Source organism: Myxococcus sp. CA005, assembly GCF_006518205.1.
Lineage (GTDB): Bacteria > Myxococcota > Myxococcia > Myxococcales > Myxococcaceae > Myxococcus > Myxococcus xanthus.
Genome location: NZ_SRLV01000004.1, coordinates 185,314 through 202,124, shown reverse-complemented (window position 1 = coordinate 202,124; position 16,811 = coordinate 185,314). Strand labels below are relative to the sequence as shown.

Here is a 16,811-nt window from a genome sequence, read left to right as displayed (position 1 = left end):
GCTCCGCTCCAGCCCCACCACGCGCCCCGAGGGCCCCACCGCCAGTGACGCCACCATCGCGTCCTGCGCCAGCCCCAACGTGCAGTCCAGCACCGAGTCCCCGGCGCGAAGCTCCGCCACCCGAACGAAGGCATCCGGCTCCCCCGCCCGCAGCCGCATCCGCCGCAGGTGCGCCATGCCCGCGTGGAACCCGAACGAGCCCTCCGCGTCCCACAGCGTCACGCCGTCACCGCCCACCACCAAGAGCGCCGCCGCCTTCGTCCCCAGCCACGGCGCCACGCTCTCCTTCGCGCGCCGAGGCAGGAAGGGCACACCCCACCGCGCCGCCACGGCACGCGCCTCGCGCACCAGCGCCGCGTCCACCTTCGTGCTCGTCGTCACTGCCAGCGGTACCAGGGTCACCCTCCTGCCTCGCATCCACCATGCCCGCAGCGAAGGAGCAACGGATTCCGCCATCCACGACGCTCCGCGCCACGCCACGACTGGCCCATCGCGTCAACCGAGGAAGGCCCTGCCGAGACTCCGTCTCGGAGCCGACAGGATTAGTACGAATTAACGAACTCCATAGGAATTCGCGCCCTCGTGCCTCAGAATCGGACTTCCTTCGGACGATGGAGAATCTCCCCAATCCGCGCCCGGAGTGGTTCGCTTGGAGAGGACAACGATGGACAACAGAGCAGCAGGAATGGCCGTTGTCGTACTGGTCGCAACCCTCTTGGTGGGCGACGCGTTCGCAGCCACCTTTGGAGTCACGCCGTCGGGCGCGTCCGCCGTCTTCTACGTCGACACCAACGCCTGGGCGGACATCCACTACGTCCGCAACAATCAGGGGCAGCTCAACTATCGGATGGGCATCGTCAACGGCCGGAACCAGTACACGGTGACGGGCCTGTCCGCGGGCGAAACCATCGACTACTCCTTCACGTACTGGGACGAGTCCTGCAACTGTGCCCGTGACACGGCGTGGACGCGCTACACGCATTCCGACACGACCCCGCCTCCGCCCCCGCCGGACGCGGGCACCGACGCGGGCACGCCGCCGCCTCCCACGGACGCGGGCACGCCCCCCCTGGGCCCCATCGTCCCGCTGTACACCACGTCCACGCCGCTGGAGCCCACCACGGTCCAGGAGACGGCCTCCGCCATCATCACCCGCGTGGGCGACCGGGTCCGGGATCGCCACGCGCGCGAGGACATGTTCCAGGCGTACGACCACTACCTGCCCCTCTACTTCCAGGCGCGCACGCACTCCATCGAGATCGTCGACGAGGTCGCCAAGGGCGGCAACCGCATCACGGTGAACCTACACACCGTCTATCCCTACGAGCGCCCTGACTTCCGCGCCTTCTTCCGCGGACTCGGCACCGTGGCGGAGTACTTCCACAATGCCCAGTTCACCCCGGTGAATGACTATCACTTCACGTCCAGCGTCAACTTCAACGCCAAGGAAGGCCGCGCCATCCGCGTGGGCGACCGAATGGAGCTGGAGGTGGGCGTCTTCCTTCGTCAACCGGTGGAAGGCCGTTTCAACTACTACGCCACCACGTACCTCTACATGGTCGGCTCGGGCGGCGTGGTGCCCTTCGACGTCACGGGTTCCATCCGGGACTCCATCCCCATGCCGCAGGCGGGCTGGAGCGGAGGCCGCACCACGCTGAGCTCGCCGCAGTCCAACGAGCCCGACAACCGCTTCCTGCAGATGGCCAACAACCTGGCGCCGGTCAGCGCGCAGCCCTTCGTGGAAGGCCGCCGCATCCACCACACGAACTTCGGTGATGGCAGCCACTCCGAACCGGGCAACCCCGCGCTCACGCAGCACCAGGGCAAGCTGGGCCCAAACTACGTCGCCCCGTCCTGCGTCGCCTGCCACGTGCAGAATGGCCGCGCCCTGCCTCCGGGCAACAACACGACGCTGACGAACTACGTGGTGAAGGTGGGGCAGGCCAACGGCGCCGCCGACCCGTTCCTCGGCTACCGGCTGCAGCCGCGCCGCACCAGCGGCACGCCCGAGGGCGAGGCCCGCATCACCGGGTGGACCGTCAGCTCCGGCACCTACGGGGACGGCACCCGGTTCGAGCTGCGCCGGCCCCACTACGGCTTCACCAACAACACGCCCACGAACTACTCGGCGCGCATCACCCCGCAGCTGGTAGGCATGGGCCTGCTGGAGGCCATCCCCGAGTCGGCCATCGCCGCGCTGGCGGACCCCAATGACAGCAACGGAGACGGCATCTCCGGCCGCATGCACCCGGTGCGCGACCCGCAGACGGGCGTGACGCGCCTGGGCCGCTTCGGCTGGAAGGCCAGCACCGCCACGGTCCGCCACCAGGTGGCCGAGGCCCTCAACAGCGACATCGGCGTCACCACCTCCGTGTACCCATCGCTGGACTGCGGCCCATCGCAGCAGGGCTGCACCGGCACCAGCACCGAGCTGGCCAACACGGAGCTGGACAAGCTCACGCGCTACATCTCCCTGCTGGGCGTGCCGGCGCGCCGCGACCTGAGCGACGCCACGGCGCTGCGCGGTGAGACGCTGTTCAACAACGCGGGCTGCGCGCGGTGCCACGTGGCCACCCTGACGACCAGCGAGTTCCACCCGCACGCGGAGCTGCGCGGCCAGACCATCCGCCCGTACACGGACCTGCTGCTGCACGACATGGGCGCGGGGCTGGCGGACAACCTGCCGGACGGCCAGGCCACGGGCGCGGAGTGGCGCACGGCCCCGCTCTGGGGCATCGGCCTGACGGCGGGCGTCAGCGGCGGCGAGGCCTACCTGCACGACGGCCGCGCCCGCAACCTGGCCGAGGCCATCCTCTGGCACGGCGGCGAGGGCCAGGCGGCGCGCAACAACTTCGCCAACATGAACAGCACGGACCGCAACGCGCTGCTGACGTTCCTGCGCTCGCTGTAATCCGCTGAAGGCAACGCCCGGGGGCCGCGCGTCATGGGCGGCCCCCGGCTGCATCAAGGACTCAGGACGCGTTCGCCGCCTTCAGCTGCTTGCGCCCTCCCTGCATGATGTCCACGGTGACGGACTGGTTCCGGCCGTTGCGCTTCGAGTGGTAGAGGCACTGGTCGGCCAGGTCGATGAGCTGCTGCTTCTCCATGGCACTGTCGGGGAACGTGGCGATGCCCAGCGACATGGTGATCCTCAGCGGCCCCATCTCCGTCTGGAACACCTCCGCCTTCACGGCCTCGCGGATGCGCTCGGAGATGGTGAAGGCGCCCTTGGCGTCCGTCTCCGGCATGATGATGACGAACTCCTCGCCGCCGTAGCGGGCGACGATGTCCGTATCGCGCGCCATCGTCTTGATGATGCGGGCCACGCCCTTGAGCACCTGGTCGCCCGTCGGGTGGCCGTAGGTGTCGTTGACGCTCTTGAAGTGGTCCACGTCCGTGAGGATGAGCGAGAACTTGCGCTGGTAGCGCCGGGACTGGGCCAGCACCTCGTCCGCCTTCGCCTGGAAGGTGCGGTGGTTGTACAGGCCGGTGAGGCCGTCCGTGGTGGCCATGCGCTCCATCTGCTCGTAGAGCTGCGCGCGCAGCACCGCCTGCGCGGCCTGGATGGCGATGACCTCAATCATCCGCAGCACGTCCTGCTCGAACGCGGCCTTCTTGCGCGAGCCGGCCACCAGCGTGCCCAGGATGCGGTCCCCCGCCACCAGCGGGAAGATCTTCAGCGCACCCAGGCCGCGAATCTGCGTCTCGTCGTCGAAGATGATCTGCCGGTCCATCGCCTTGATGTCGCGGCCCGGCAGCGGCGCCCCGTAGCGGACCACGTTGGCCACCAGCCCGTTGTTGTCCTCGAAACTCTGGCCGGACAGCGCCTGGCCCTGCGCCGTCACGCCGGACATGCGCACCACGCGGTGCATGCGCTTGCCGTCGACCTCGGACACCAGCGTCACCGCACAGAAGTCCAGGCCCGCGAGCTGCCGGGTGCTCTCCAGCACCGCCACGAACACCTGGTCCGGGCTGCCCGCGCGGTTGAGCTCCTCGATGGCGCGGAAGAACCGGTCCTTCTCGTCGCGCGTCTTGCGGATGTAGCTCATCACCCGCTCCACCTCGATGGAGCGCAGCACCTCGCCGGCAATGGTGGACAGCAGCTTTTCGTCCTGGTCGCTGAAGGGCTCGTTCGCCAGCCGGTCCGCCACCAGCACGCCGCGCACCAGTCCGCTGGCCTCCAGGATGGGCACCGCGAGCAGCGCCTGCACCGCGGGGCCGCTGCCCTCGTAGTGCGTCACGCCCTTGAGCCCGTTCGGCGAGTTCATCCGCACCGGGGCGCGGCGCTTGAGCACACCGCCGATGATGCCCTCACCCGCGTTGAAGCGCTCGCGCTGCACGCGCTCGGAGCCGGAGCGGCAGTCGTACAGCTTGAGGCTCCGATCATCCGAAGTGAGCAGGAACGCGGCGCAGGTGTACGTGCGCAGCCCCGTCTCCGCGATTTCGAGCGCGGCCTGCACGGCGCCTTCGATCTCCTTCACCGAGGCCACCAGCCACTTCTCGTCCGAGCTCATCCCGCTGAAGCTGTCCTGCGTACCGGACGACACCAGCCGGAAGGTGCGCGCCCGCTCCTCCACCTCACGGATGCGCTTTTGCACCGCGTCGCTCTCCGCCCGGCGCGCGGCGGCGATGCGTGCCGCCAGCACCAGGTGGTAGAGGCCGGAGAACAGCGCCAGGAAGGCCGCGTGCGTCAGGTAGCCCGTGGCGTTGGGCACCGGACCGCCCAGGGTCACCAGCGCGTCGTACACCAGCGCCACGCCCAGCAGCGTGAGGCCCGCGTTGCGCGGCAGGAAGGCCACCAGGAACGCCATCAGCAGGTAGACGATGGGGAACAAGTCCCCGCCGCCAATGGCCACCACGACGAAGGCCGCGGAGATGAGCGTGCCGCCCAGGTCCAGGTCATCGCGCAGGTCGACGATTGCGCCCACCGCGCCACGCATGGCCCGGCGCCAGGCGGCCACGGCGATGCCCACCAGGAGGCAGCCCACCAGGGCCGCCTCGGTCCACCCCAGGGTGTTCAACCCCCGGAAGCCGCCGCGCGCCAGGTGGATGAACGTGGCGAGCGAGGCCGCGGCGGGAATGGACCGGACCGCGAGACGCAGCAACCTTCCGGGAGACGGAAACTCGGGAAGCGACGTCATGGGGACTCCAGGTGGAAGACGAGCTCGCCCGGCTTCACGAAGCCGAGCTCCTCACGCACGGCGCGCTCCAGCGCGGCCGGATCCTTGCGCAGTGCGGCAATCTCATTGCGCAGGGCCTCATTCTGGGCGGACAGGGAGCGGTTGCGGGCCTGCACCGACTCCACGTCCTGCCGGAGCGAGAGGTAGCGGCGGAAGCCCTTCGCGTCCACGACGGACACGAGGCTCAGGGCCGCAGCCACCCCTACCGCTACCAACAGGAACTTTCGCCTCGCCGTCATGAGCGTGGAGGACCGTACCAGTGGCCCCCTGCCCCGCAAGATTTCCGCTCCAGGCCTGTAGCAATGCCGGGGAGCTACTCGGGCTGGGCCAGGAGCTTCTCCACGGCCTTCGCCATATCGGCGTGGGATTCCACGCCATGCCAGCCGGCCACGGCCCGGCCCCGGCGGTCCAACAGCACGGTGGTGGGCAGGCCCTGGATGGCCCCGAAGGCGCTGTGGCCCTCAATCATCGCCTGGTTCGCGACCAGCACCGGGTAACGCAGCGCATAGTGGTCCGCGAAGGGGGCCAGGACCTTCTCCCCCTCCAGGTCCATGCCCACCGCCACCACCTGGAAGCCCCGGGGGCCATAGTCCTTCTGGAGCGCCTCCAGCGTGGGCATCTCCGCCAGGCACGGGAAGCACCACGTCGCGAAGAACGAGACGAGCACCACCTTCCCGTCCAGCGCGCGCACGTCGTGCGGCGTGGGCCCTACCGACGGCAGCGCCAGCGCGTTGAGGAAGGCGTACCCCGCGTCCACCGGCCGGGTGCCCCGGCAGCCGGCCAGCGCCACCAGCGCCACGACGGCACCCCGTAGCAGCACGCGGGACATGGAGATCAGGCCTCCGAGGCGGCCGACCCGGCCCGCTGACAGTCACGACACAGGCCGTACAGCTCCATCTTGTGCGACGTCACCTTGAAGCCGTGCTTGCGGGCCACGGCGTCCTGAAGCGCCTCGATGCGCTCGTTCTCGAACTCGATGATGGTGCCGCAGCGCGTACAGACCAGGTGGTCATGGTGGTCGCGCCCCGCGGCCGCCTCGTAGCGCGTCTGCCCGTCCCCGAAGTTGCGCGCGTGGGCCAGGCCACACTCGCTGAGCAGCTTCATGGTCCGGTAAACGGTGGCGACGGACACCTTGGTGTCCTGTTCACGCACCTTGTTCCACAGCTCCTCCACCGACAGGTGGCCTCCCACCGCGAAGAACGTGTCGATGATGAGGCTGCGCTGCCGCGTGCTCTTCAGGCCGTGCTGGGCCATGTAGCGGGCAAGCCCCTCGTCCTTGTCGTGGTCGTCGTGGTGATGGCTGTGACTGTTGCTCATGAGAAATCCTTCAAAGTCGCCGCGGGTCCGCGCCATGCCTCGGGCGCACTTGGGTGGAGGCCCGCGCTGCCTCGCCCTCCGCTCTTGTTGTAACCAATTCGGCCAACTCTCGCGACCCGGCCATTTCCCAACAAAGGCGCCCCGCCGGAGAAGAAAACGTCACCAACAGGTGTTGGTCTCCGGACGCGGCGGGCCTGATACTCCCGTCCCATCCTCCCCGCAACGCTTGGCGTGCGGCCCCGGGGAACGCCTCCCCTCCCGTCCGCTCGTCCCCGCGACTTGCACTCGCCGTAGGCTGTTTAGATTGGAATCGGACTGGCTCATTGACACTTGTCTGTGGGCGAAGATAGAGGCATCGGCCCTCGTAAACGAGCATTTTTCCGCGACATTCATGAACAGTCCCTGGCAGAGAAGACGACAGCCCGACGACGTCCCCACCCCCGTGGCGGTTGCCGTCTCGGACTTCTGCCGGCGCGCGAAGGCACCCGCCCCGGCACCCGAGGTCCGCGAGGCGCTGGCCCTCCTGGCCGAGGCTGATGATTTCCGCGTCCGCGCACTGACGGACGGCGAACCCGAGGTGTCCCCCCTGGGGCCCTTCGCCGTCGTCGACATCCTCAACGGCACCCAGCCCTCCGTGGCCGCGCAGCGTCAGGCGTGCGGCTTCTACGAGGTCGCCCGCGAGTTGGCGCACGTGCGCGATCAGAAGACGCCGCCGCCCGCGCCGGCTCCCGCCGAGCCCTCCCTCACCTTCGCCCCGCCGCCCGCGATGGACGTGTCCGCCGGGAAGAAGGGCGGCAAGGCCGCGAAGGAGGACCTGGAGGCCACCGTCAAGGAGCGCATCGCCCCGCGAAAGCGCGCCCCCACGGAGGACACCCTGGGCTCGCCCGCCGACTTCGCCGAGGAGCCCGCCCTCTCGCGCAGGGACCTGCCGCGCCCCCGGGGCCGCTTCACCCGCGTGGAGGCGCCGCGCGCGTCCTTCATGGAGCTGACGCGCCTGACCGGCAAGCCCGTCGTGGAGGCCGCCATGGAGGCCGCCGACCACCGCTTCGCGCTGCTGCGGGCCCTGTCCCAGCGCTTCAATGGCGCGCGGGGAGAGCTGACGCAGGTGGATCTGGAGAACGTGCTCCGGGACCACGCGCTGATGGATGCGATGGTGGAGAAGGAGCGCCGCCAGGTGCTGGACGGCTTCACCACCCAGCGGGGCGCCGCCGGCCGCGTGGCCTGGGCCCTGGGCCTGAGCCCGTCGGAGCTGCAGCGACTGGTCTCCATGCTGTCGCTGACGGAGGACGTGGAGGCCCTGCGCGAGCGCTTCCGCCGCGAGGCCCTGGCCACGCCCCACCTGACGCACCGGCTGGACCTGCTCGGGCGCGAGAAGTACCTGACCGACCTGGGCATCCAGAAGAAGTTCGCCGACACGCTCCGCAAGGAACTGGAGCGGCTCGTCGGCGACGTCCTGCACGATGCCGGAGACCTGCACGAACTGGCGGATGCCGTTGCCCGCAAGCACGGCGCCCCCTCCGAGCTCGTCTTCCGCGCCTTCGAGCGATTGGGACTGGCGGACGGACTGCGCAAGCAGCTGCTGGCCGGCTCCCGCTGACTCAACACCCTGACGAGGCACCGAGAACCATGCCCATCTACGAGTACTCCTGCCAGAGCTGTGGAAAGATGATCGACGTGCTGCAGAAGATCTCCGACCCCGCCCCTGCCACGTGCGGCGCGTGCGGCGCCGAGGGGTCGATGACCAAGGTCGTCAGCCGCTCGAGCTTCGTCCTCAAGGGCGGGGGTTGGTACTCCGACCTGTACAGCTCCACCAAGAAGGACGGCGGCAGCTCTTCCTCGAGCAGCAGCTCCTCCTCGTCGTCGAGCGCGTCCTCGCCGGCCAGCAGCGCTCCCAGCACACCCGCTCCGGCCCCCGCGCCGGCGGCCTCGGGCGACAAGAAGTAGTCCCCGGCCCGCGCCCACCCGGGCCGGGCCCGCCGAAAATTCGCTCCGGGCATGGGAGCGGCGCACACTCACTCCCCGTGCCCTTCCCTCCCTCCAAGCGTCCTCCCCGTCACTGCGCGCTGTGTGGCCATCCAGAGCTGACGGACACCCGCGGGCTCGGCCGTTTCCTGCTCGTCGCGGATCCGCATGGCCGCGGCCCCATCTGCCCGCCTCAGCGCGGATGCCGCGGCGGCAAGCGCGAGGCGATGGAACCATCCCCGCTGACGCAGCCAGCCCGGTGAGCTAATCAGGACACCTGCCGCGCCCTGTCCCCGCGGAGGTGCCATGCCGCTCGCCTCATTCCGAATCCTGTCCCTGTCCCTGCTGACCGTGCTTGGCGCGGGCTGTGCGTCCCAGACGCGCATGCCGCCCGAGGCACGGACCTCCCTCAACCAGACGCTCTCCGGCCCAGAGGCGGAGCAGTACCTCCGCGTCTCCAGCAACGTCACGCCGCTCTTCGGTGACGCCTCCAAGCGCCTGCTGACGCCCTACGCCCCCGAGGACGTACGGCTCCTCGACGATTCGAAGGGCGCCCCCATCAACCCGGGCGCCGTGGAGCGCGTGCTCCCCGCCGGGACGAAGCTGCGCATCACCCGCGTGGAGTTCCCCACCTCCTGGGTCATCACCGAGCGCGTCCTCTACAGCCCGCGCGCCTGGCCCTGGGTGTACCTCACGGAAGCCGGCGCACCCGCCAACGCGCCGCCGCTCATCCTGGTGATGCCGCCCAACCTGGACCGTCCGGAGGACTTCCGCACGGAGCTGGAGAAGTACCTGTCCGCGCGGGACTTGAAGCCCACGCTGGACGCGCTGCCGCCCGCGGTGCAGGAGGCCGTGCGTGAGAAGCGACTGGTGGCCAACATGTCCACGGACGCGGCCCGCATGGCCTGGGGCCCGCCGGAGACGGTGCGGCGCTCCCTGGAAGGCACGGCCAGGCACGAGGAGTGGATCTACCCCGGGGGCCGCCGCCGCGCCTTCTTCACGGACGGACGCCTCGCACGCGCCGAGGAAGGCGGCAACCCGGTCGCCCCCTGAGCGGACTTCGGTGAGCGCCGGCTAACGACGGCGGCGCTTGCCACCACCACCCCGGCCGCCACCACCGGACTTGCGCGCGGCCTGGGCCTCTCCCGGGCGCGTAAGCCGGGGAAGGTCGCCGGCCATCACCGGCCAGAAATCACCCTTCTGCAGCTCGGCCACCAGTTCGGCTTGCGTCTGCACCGGCCGCTTGAAGAGCGTGGCGCCCCGGCCGACCTCGTCAAGCGAACCCCGGGCGTCACTGCCCCCCACACAGGGAAGCTTCAGCGCCGCGGCGGCCTCCACGGCCAGGTCATTGGACGTCTGCTTCACCCGGGCGTTGTAGCCCTCCACGGCGCTCAGCACGCCGAGGGAGCGGATGAAGTCCATGGCCGGATTCTGCGAGTCCCGGTCATAGGGCCGCGCGGCGACGATGGCGGCGCCCAGGGCCTTCACCTTGGGAAGACACTCGGCGGCGCTCCACGGCTTCTCGCGGTTGCTGCCCCACATCTGCACCGGCTCCGGGGCCAGCTCCGGCTTCGGGAAGAAGCACAGGTACTGTCCACGATCCGTCACCAGCTCCAGCCCGACGAAGACCTTGAGCTTCGACTTCGCGCCAATCTCGAAGAGCTCGTCACAGCCGTCCTGGGTGTTCGTCTCGGTGAAGGCCACACCGTCCAGGCCAAACAAGGCGGCCCGCTCCAACACGGCGCGAGGGTCCAGCTCGCAACCCTTGGACAGGTGGGAATGGGCGTGCATGTCGATGAGCATGGGCGCTGCTCCCTAACAGGCTCCCCCGAGCCCTGTCGAGCCTGCAACGCCCTGCCGGCGGCTCAGGCGAACGCGTAGGACTGGAAGGTGCCCTGGGTGGACTGGGTGTTTTTCTCCTCGTAGGTCCGGATGAGGTACCCCATCAGCATCAGCGAGGACGTGTTCTCCAGCACCCGGGACGGGTCCTTGGAGATGAGATTCGCACTGTAATTGAGGAAGAACTGGGCCAGCTCTTCACCTGCCTCCTTGACGATGAGCGCATTCAGCGCGGAGGGCTCCATCGTCCGGATGGTGTTGATGAAGTCTACGGCCAGGTCCTTCTTGGTCTTCATGTCCACGGGCCTTCCCCCTTCCCCACTCCGCCACCGCTCGCGGCCCCCTGCCACGAGCGCCCCGCGCAATCCGGTGCGACTCGAGCAACATAGGCACGGGCGGCAGACTGCAAACCCCCAGGCATGGACGATCAACATCCCCATGGCAGGGAAGCCGGGTTTTTGACACCCCGGAACGACGCGTGCGATAACTTCCTATTGTCCTGAATCAGCACCGCACAAGGAGTGGCAGGCGATGTTCACGGGCGTGAAGGTCTTCTCCGCCACCAAGGCGAAGGAGCGCGAGGAGCTGGGTGAGAACGTCACCCGCTGGCTGAAGAGCAACTCCGACCTGGAGATTGTGGACCGGGTCGTGTGTCAGTCATCCGACAACGAATTCCACTGCTACACTCTCGTGCTTTTCTACAAGCACGGCAAGAGCGAGCAGGCGGCCCCTCAGTCCTGAGTGGGATGCGCCGGCGGAAGGGGGACGGCCCACCCCTCCACCGGAACATTCCCACCCTGTTACTCCTGGTGGGGCACGTAGACAGCGACGCCGCGCGGCGGGACGACGAGCACCGTCTCCGTGCCGGTGAGCTGCAGCGTCTGCCCGGAGAAGATGTCCACGTAGGTGCCGCTGCTCGCGGCCAGGCTTCCCATCAACTCCAACACCAGTGAGCGCTCCACGGCGCTCCGGTTGATGGCCACCAGAGCACCCTTCCCGTTCGGCAGATCGCGCTGGAACACGTAGAGGTCGTTCTCCACGCGCAGGGTCCGCCGCGCGCCCGTCTGCAGCGCCTCGTGCGCCCGGCGCGCCTGCCCCAGCTTCCGCACGAAGTCGAGCAACTCCCGCTCCAGCGGCGCAAGCGTGCTGCCGAACCGCATGAAGCGGCGGTTGTCCGGATCCGCCGCGCCCGGCAGGCCGACCTCGTCGCCGTAATACACCAGCGGCACGCCCGGCTGCGTCAGCACGAAGGCGAAGCCGTACTTCATCTTCTCGAAGGCGGCCGGATCCGTCACCACCGTGGACGGGCGGTTGGGACCGAAGGGATCACTCCCTCCCTCGTGCAGTTGCCCCGCGGCCTGGGAGATGAAGCGCGCCACGTCGTGGTTGCCCAGGAAGGGCGAATTGAGCGTTCCCGGCACATAGGCCTCCTCGTTGGCGCGCACGGCGTCGTCCACACGCTGCAAGCCCTTGCCGTCCGCGAAGGCCTCGCGCACGGGCCAGTACAGGGGGAAGTCGAACTGACCGTCCAGCTCGCGTGGGCTGATGTAACGGGCAATCTGAGGGCGCCCATCCGTGAAAACGTACGTCTCGCCCACCAGGTAGAACTCGGTGCCCGTCATCGCGGTGATCTCCTTCAGCTTCCCGCGGAGGGTGCGCCCGGCCACCTGCTCCATGTGCTTCACCGCGTCCATGCGGAAGCCGTCGAAGTCTGCCTGCTCCAGCCACCAGAGCGTGTCCGCGGCGAACTGGTCCACGAAGTCCGACGAGCGCCAGTTGAAATCCGGCAGGTAGTCCGTGAACTTGCAGGTGAGGCGCTTGGCTTCCCAGTCGCAGTCCTGCGTTCCACACACGCAACTGGCGGCCGTGTTGAACCAGCCGTCTCGCGCATGGTTCGCCCAATACGGGTGCTCCTCGTGGACATGGTTGAGCACCAGGTCGGCGATGACGCGGATGCCCCGCTTGTGCGCGGCCGCAGTGAGCGTGCGCAGCTCCTCCAGCGAGCCGAAGCGGTGCTGCGTCTCGCGGGGCTTCGACGGCCAGTAGCCGTGATAGCCGGTGTAGTACTTACCGCCGGTGCCGATGAAGCGCCCCTCGGGGTTCTGATCCACGGGGGAGATCCACAGCGTGCGGATGCCCAGCGCGTCGAAGTACCCCTCCTCCAGCTTCTGGGTGATGCCCGCGAAGTCCCCGCCAAGATAGTTGGCGATGGGGTCCACGTCCGCCACCGGCGCGTCGTTCTCCAGCCGACCATTGTGGAAGCGGTCCGTGAAGGCGAAGTACATCAGCCCCGAGTCCCAGCGGAAGCGCTCCGGCTCTACCCAGAACGGCAGATAGAGCGACTCCGCCTCGCGGCCCTGGCTGTCCTTGGCCACCACCTTCACGTGGTGCTTTCCCTGCTCCAGGCCCTGCACGTTCAGGATGAAACGGCCGGAGGCGGCGTCATAGGCGTCCGGCCGGGGCGTGCCGTCCAGCGACAGCACCATGCCATCTACCGCCGGACCCGCCTTGTCCGTCCCATCGAGGTAGGAGACGGCCACGTCCAGCGAGCCCTCGGGCGTCACCGTGAAGCGGTTCAGCTCCAGCACGGGCTGGCGGCAGTCCGGGACGATGACGCGCGAATACTCCTCCGCGCGAACCCAGCGCGAGTACGGGTTCTCCGGGTCCATCTCCTGCTTGTCGCCCACCACGAAGCGGTAGCCGTAGGCGCGCGGCTCCAGCCCATCCAGGCGGAGCGTGAACACGCCGTCACCCCGGTCGGTCATGGGCTGAGACAGGGCGGCGAAGTTGTTCCATTCCCCCATGACCCGAACAGTGCCCGCCACGGACTGCTGCGGTGCGTAGGTCAACGTCACGTCGCAGGTCCGGATTGGGATGGAGTCAGACTCACCACATGCGGCTGCCATCAGCAGCGCAGGGAGCGTCAGGCGTCGAGGAAGGCGGAAACGCTTCATGCGAGCCCCCTTGTACGGGAGGCTCCCTCGCTTTTCCAAGCCCCCGGCGGGGAGCCTGGTGAGTCAATACGTCGAATCGTGGACGCCCGACCTACCGGGCTTCGTATTCCTGCAAAATACGCAGGACGGTGCTCGCGAGCGGATGGTCCGACGGGGCCAGCTCCAGGAAGCGGTGGTAGTTGCGAGCCCCCTCCTCGATTCGCCCCAGCTTCACCTCCACGGCCCCCAGCAGCAGGTAGCACTCGGCGTTGCCGGGCTCGAGCCGGGCGCACTCGCGGGCGGAGTTCCGCGCGTCGGTGTACTTGCCCTCACGCTGGAGGGCGCGCCCGGCGGTGAGCACCCTGTGCGCGGGCCCCACCGTCACCGGCGACACCGCCAGGGCGTTGCCCGCCGCGCCCAGCAGCGCCGCCTGGGCCTGCCGCGTCTGTCCTCGAGCGACCTTGCCAGCCGCCGGAACGACCTTGCCGCTCCGCACTCCGGAGACCGGACGCGCCACGGCGGAACGCTCGGCCGCGACCTCGGCTGCGTCATCCGGCGTGTCGGCGTTTCCCGACACCTCGTCGTCATCCGCGTTCTCGACCATGGCCTCCGAGGCCCGCGAAGGCGCCTCCTCCGCGGCCGGGGGCTTCGAGGGCGCGGCCACGGGTGGGCCGGGAGGCAATGCGGGCGGAATGATCCGCTGCGCCACGGGTGGCCCGGGCGCGCGCACCTCTTCCTTGGCGGCGGCCAGCACGTCGGCGCCCACCCGCGTCACCGCCACCACGGCGAGCACCGCGGCCATCACCAGGCCGACACCGGCCACCCACTGGGAGCTGCGGCTGCCTTCGGCGAACAGGCCCACCCGCGTCGCACGCGGCGCGGGAGCCTCCTTCTCCGCGTCGTCCACCTCGACGGGCCCGCTCTCCTCGGTGCGGTAGTCCGGCTCCACGTCCAGCGCTGGCACACCGTGTTGCGTGGGCGCTGGCAGCGGGGGCGCCTCGCGCCAGATGGACATCTCCTCCGCGAAGGAGGCCGGCACCGGGGCATTCATCCCGAGCGCCTCCAGGTCCGGGCGGTACAGCTCCCGCAGCAGGTACGCCACGGACATGGGCGAAAAACGCGGGGTGGACGAGTAGAGGAACCCGGCCAGGGCATCCCCGAGCGCATGGGCGGACTCGAAACGGGAATCCTTCTGGAGCGCGAGCGCCCGCTGGATGATGGAGTCCAGCGCCACCGGGATGTCGGACCGTACCTGTCGCGGCGAGGGCAGCGGCTGGCCGCTGTTCAATCGCCGCAACACCGTGTGGACCTGGCCCTCCAGCGGCAACCGGCCGCAGAGCATCTGGAACAGCACCACGCCAGTGGCCCAGACATCCGTGCGGGCATCCACCGCTTCCCCCCGCGCCTGCTCCGGCGAGAAGAACAGGTACTTCCCCTTCACCACGCCGGGCTCGGTGTTGAAGCTGCGCAGGGAGCGCGCCTTCGCGATGCCGAAATCGACGATTTTGACCTGTCCCTCGTAGCCGATGAGGACATTGTCGGGGGAGATGTCGCGATGGACGATGCCCAGCGGCTCGCCCTTCTCGTCACTGCGAGTATGGGCGTAGTGCAGGCCGCGACACATCTCCATGGCGATGAAGACCGCGATGGGCACCGGCAGGGAGTGGTAGCCGGAACGCAGCGCCCGCTTCAGGATGCGGTTCAGCGGCTGGCCTTCCACCAGCTCCATGGCCAGGAAGTACTGCCCGTCCACCTTCCCGAAGTCGAAGACCTGGGCAATGGCCCCGTGCGACAGCGTGGCGGAGATGCGCGCCTCGCTGATGAACATGGACACGAAGGCTTCGTCGTTGGCGTACTCCGGGAGCACCTTCTTGATGAGCACGGACTTGGTGACGCCCGCCGCACCCAGGAGCCGGGCGCGCCACGTCTCCGCCATGCCGCCCTGGCCTACCCGCTCTTGAAGTTCATACCGGCCGAATCGTTCTCGCGGCGCGCTTGCCATCGCGGGTGACACCCCCTTTCAAACTTTACCGCATAACCCGGGAATGCGGCGACCAACCCCGCAAAGCGGCTGTGATATCGTCCGCGCCGTGGCGAGTCTGGGAGATGAGGATGGGGACGACGAGCTGGTCCGCACCGATGCGTTGCCGGCCATTCGCGTCCAACGGGTACGTACCCGGCTGGTGGTGTTGTCGGGTCCGGACGCTGGCCGCGACTGGCCGTTGATGCCGGGACGCTATCGCGTGGGTTCGGGCCGGGATGCGGACATCCTCCTGTCGGACCGGGCGGTGTCGCGCCAGCACCTCATCCTCGATGTGAACGAGAGCGGCGTGCGCGCGGTGGACCCGGGCTCGCGCAATGGCTCCTATTGCGAAGGCATGCGCTTCCAGGAGCTGGAGGTGCGCACGGGCGCGGTCCTCAAGCTGGGCACCTCCGAGCTGAAGCTGATGCCAGAAAGCGAGCGGCCCCGGGCGCGTCCCTTGTCCGCGCGCAGCGCCTTCGGCTCACTGGTGGGAAACAGCCGCCGCATGCGGGAGCTCTTCACGCTGCTGGAGCGGCTGTCCGCGGGCGAGTCGGACGTGCTCATCCAGGGTGAGACGGGCACGGGCAAGGAGCTGTGCGCGGAGGCCATCCACACGCACAGCCCTCGGGCCCGGGGGCCTTTCGTCATCGCCGACCTGGCGGGCATCGCCCCCTCGCTGCTGGAGAGCGAGCTCTTTGGACACGTGAAAGGCGCCTTCACGGGCGCGCACTCCGACCGCGCGGGCGCCTTCGAGCGCGCCCACGGCGGCACGCTCTTCCTGGACGAAGTCGGCGAACTGCCGCTGGAAGTCCAACCCCGCCTGCTGCGCGCGCTGGAGCGCCGACAGGTGAAGCGCGTGGGCTCCAACGACTACCGCACCTTCGACGTGCGCGTCGTCGCGGCCACGCACCAGGACCTGGAGGGCTCGGTGCAGGCCGGGCGCTTCCGTGGTGACCTCTTCCACCGGCTCGCGGTGCTCCGCGTCAGCCTTCCGCCGCTGCGGGAGCGACTGGAAGACGTGCCGCTGCTCGTCGATACGGTGCTGCAGCGGATGGGGCGTCCTCCCAGCGCACTGTCGGACCAGACGCGCGCCCTGCTCGCGCAGTACCCGTGGCCGGGCAACGTGCGCGAGCTGCGCAACGTGGTGGACCGGGTGGTGAACCTGGGCGACGAGGCGCTGCCGGACATCCCGGACCTGCCTTCCCCCCCCGAGGACCCCACCACCCTGCCGCCGCCTTCGGACGACCCGGAGAGCACGCGCCCCATCTCCCTGGACCTCCCCTTCAAGGAAGCCAAGGACCGCATCATCGAAGGCTTCGAGCGCGACTACCTGCGCGCCCTCATCGACCGCTGCGAGGGCAACGTGTCCCGCGCGGCCCGCGAGGCGGGCATCGACCGCGTGTACCTGCGCAAGCTGCTGCGCAAGCACGGCCTGGACACGTCACCGGCGTAAGTGGGTGTGGGCCTCCAAGCCCCCTGCTTTCGCGGCGACATCTGCAGGGTCGCGTGGCCGGATGTTTCCGGGCCGGGTCATTACGTGTCGAACGGCCCGGTATT

The 16,811-nt window shown here is 69.1% G+C and carries 14 protein-coding genes and 1 pseudogene; 6 read left to right on the top strand and 9 right to left on the bottom strand.

Going from position 1 to position 16,811, the window contains the following annotated elements:
• A pseudogene (locus FMQ63_RS03125) lies at positions 1-402 on the bottom strand (protein-L-isoD(D-D) O-methyltransferase); the annotation flags it as partial.
• A gap of 262 nt (positions 403-664) precedes the next feature.
• On the opposite strand from FMQ63_RS03125, the gene FMQ63_RS03120 reads away from it, so the two are divergent.
• Entirely contained in the window at positions 665-2,911 is a 2,247-nt protein-coding gene (locus tag FMQ63_RS03120) for a di-heme oxidoredictase family protein (RefSeq protein WP_043612724.1), read from the top strand.
• Between the two features lie 61 nt (positions 2,912-2,972).
• Here FMQ63_RS03120 and FMQ63_RS03115 read toward each other — a convergent pair whose 3' ends face one another.
• The 4 genes from FMQ63_RS03115 to FMQ63_RS03100 form a co-directional block, all read right to left on the bottom strand.
• A complete protein-coding gene (locus tag FMQ63_RS03115) occupies positions 2,973-5,141 on the bottom strand; it encodes a diguanylate cyclase (RefSeq protein WP_020478137.1) in 2,169 nt (722 codons plus the stop codon).
• Positions 5,138-5,419, bottom strand: a complete 282-nt coding sequence (locus tag FMQ63_RS03110; RefSeq protein ID WP_011553721.1) for a septum formation initiator family protein — start codon at positions 5,417-5,419, stop codon at positions 5,138-5,140. The genes FMQ63_RS03115 and FMQ63_RS03110 overlap by 4 nt, the downstream gene beginning before the upstream one ends.
• A 74-nt stretch (positions 5,420-5,493) precedes the next feature.
• Positions 5,494-6,009, bottom strand: coding sequence for a TlpA disulfide reductase family protein (locus tag FMQ63_RS03105; protein WP_011553720.1), 516 nt, complete (start codon positions 6,007-6,009; stop codon positions 5,494-5,496).
• A gap of 5 nt (positions 6,010-6,014) precedes the next feature.
• Positions 6,015-6,497 carry a Fur family transcriptional regulator gene (locus FMQ63_RS03100; protein WP_026114133.1) on the bottom strand — a complete coding sequence of 161 codons (483 nt, stop codon included), beginning with the start codon at positions 6,495-6,497 and terminating at the stop codon, positions 6,015-6,017.
• A gap of 442 nt (positions 6,498-6,939) precedes the next feature.
• Here FMQ63_RS03100 and FMQ63_RS03095 point away from each other — a divergent pair, with 442 nt between their 5' ends.
• The 3 genes from FMQ63_RS03095 to FMQ63_RS03085 all read left to right on the top strand — a co-directional run bounded on the left by FMQ63_RS03095 (position 6,940) and on the right by FMQ63_RS03085 (position 9,512).
• Positions 6,940-8,094, top strand: coding sequence for a hypothetical protein (locus FMQ63_RS03095; RefSeq protein WP_225909271.1), 1,155 nt, complete (start codon positions 6,940-6,942; stop codon positions 8,092-8,094).
• A gap of 29 nt (positions 8,095-8,123) precedes the next feature.
• Entirely contained in the window at positions 8,124-8,441 is a 318-nt protein-coding gene (locus FMQ63_RS03090; RefSeq protein WP_011553717.1) for an FmdB family zinc ribbon protein, read from the top strand.
• Positions 8,442-8,765: 324 nt separating this feature from the next.
• A complete protein-coding gene (locus FMQ63_RS03085) occupies positions 8,766-9,512 on the top strand; it encodes a hypothetical protein (RefSeq protein WP_011553716.1) in 747 nt (248 codons plus the stop codon).
• Positions 9,513-9,533: 21 nt separating this feature from the next.
• Here FMQ63_RS03085 and FMQ63_RS03080 read toward each other — a convergent pair whose 3' ends face one another.
• A complete protein-coding gene (locus FMQ63_RS03080; protein WP_011553715.1) occupies positions 9,534-10,262 on the bottom strand; it encodes a PHP domain-containing protein in 729 nt (242 codons plus the stop codon).
• Between the two features lie 62 nt (positions 10,263-10,324).
• The gene (locus FMQ63_RS03075) at positions 10,325-10,600 is read right to left on the bottom strand and encodes a hypothetical protein (RefSeq protein ID WP_020478140.1); all 276 of its coding nucleotides are present in this window, start codon (positions 10,598-10,600) and stop codon (positions 10,325-10,327) included.
• A gap of 229 nt (positions 10,601-10,829) precedes the next feature.
• Here FMQ63_RS03075 and FMQ63_RS03070 point away from each other — a divergent pair, with 229 nt between their 5' ends.
• Positions 10,830-11,039, top strand: a complete 210-nt coding sequence (locus FMQ63_RS03070; RefSeq protein ID WP_011553713.1) for a hypothetical protein — start codon at positions 10,830-10,832, stop codon at positions 11,037-11,039.
• 59 nt (positions 11,040-11,098) lie between these two features.
• Here the strand turns inward: FMQ63_RS03070 and FMQ63_RS03065 are convergent, their stop codons facing one another.
• Together FMQ63_RS03065 and FMQ63_RS03060 are read right to left on the bottom strand one after the other, a co-directional pair.
• Positions 11,099-13,153 carry an alpha-amylase family glycosyl hydrolase gene (locus tag FMQ63_RS03065; protein WP_225909270.1) on the bottom strand — a complete coding sequence of 685 codons (2,055 nt, stop codon included), beginning with the start codon at positions 13,151-13,153 and terminating at the stop codon, positions 11,099-11,101.
• Positions 13,154-13,343: 190 nt separating this feature from the next.
• The gene (locus FMQ63_RS03060) at positions 13,344-15,233 is read right to left on the bottom strand and encodes a serine/threonine-protein kinase (RefSeq protein ID WP_043612728.1); all 1,890 of its coding nucleotides are present in this window, start codon (positions 15,231-15,233) and stop codon (positions 13,344-13,346) included.
• Positions 15,234-15,321: 88 nt separating this feature from the next.
• Between FMQ63_RS03060 and FMQ63_RS03055 the strand changes: the two genes are divergently transcribed.
• The gene (locus FMQ63_RS03055; protein ID WP_020478142.1) at positions 15,322-16,707 is read left to right on the top strand and encodes a sigma 54-interacting transcriptional regulator; all 1,386 of its coding nucleotides are present in this window, start codon (positions 15,322-15,324) and stop codon (positions 16,705-16,707) included.
• Positions 16,708-16,811 lie beyond the last annotated feature (104 nt).

Excerpts from the sequence above, each read along its gene's own strand:
- FMQ63_RS03120 (WP_043612724.1), top strand. The coding sequence starts at position 665 with ATGGACAACAGAGCAGCAGGAATGGCCGTTGTCGTACTGGTCGCAACC.
- FMQ63_RS03115 (WP_020478137.1), bottom strand. The coding sequence starts at position 5,141 with ATGACGTCGCTTCCCGAGTTTCCGTCTCCCGGAAGGTTGCTGCGTCTC.
- FMQ63_RS03110 (WP_011553721.1), bottom strand. The coding sequence starts at position 5,419 with ATGACGGCGAGGCGAAAGTTCCTGTTGGTAGCGGTAGGGGTGGCTGCG.
- FMQ63_RS03105 (WP_011553720.1), bottom strand. The coding sequence starts at position 6,009 with ATGTCCCGCGTGCTGCTACGGGGTGCCGTCGTGGCGCTGGTGGCGCTG.
- FMQ63_RS03100 (WP_026114133.1), bottom strand. The coding sequence starts at position 6,497 with ATGAGCAACAGTCACAGCCATCACCACGACGACCACGACAAGGACGAG.
- FMQ63_RS03090 (WP_011553717.1), top strand. The coding sequence starts at position 8,124 with ATGCCCATCTACGAGTACTCCTGCCAGAGCTGTGGAAAGATGATCGAC.
- FMQ63_RS03085 (WP_011553716.1), top strand. The coding sequence starts at position 8,766 with ATGCCGCTCGCCTCATTCCGAATCCTGTCCCTGTCCCTGCTGACCGTG.
- FMQ63_RS03080 (WP_011553715.1), bottom strand. The coding sequence starts at position 10,262 with ATGCTCATCGACATGCACGCCCATTCCCACCTGTCCAAGGGTTGCGAG.
- FMQ63_RS03070 (WP_011553713.1), top strand. The coding sequence starts at position 10,830 with ATGTTCACGGGCGTGAAGGTCTTCTCCGCCACCAAGGCGAAGGAGCGC.
- FMQ63_RS03060 (WP_043612728.1), bottom strand. The coding sequence starts at position 15,233 with ATGGCAAGCGCGCCGCGAGAACGATTCGGCCGGTATGAACTTCAAGAG.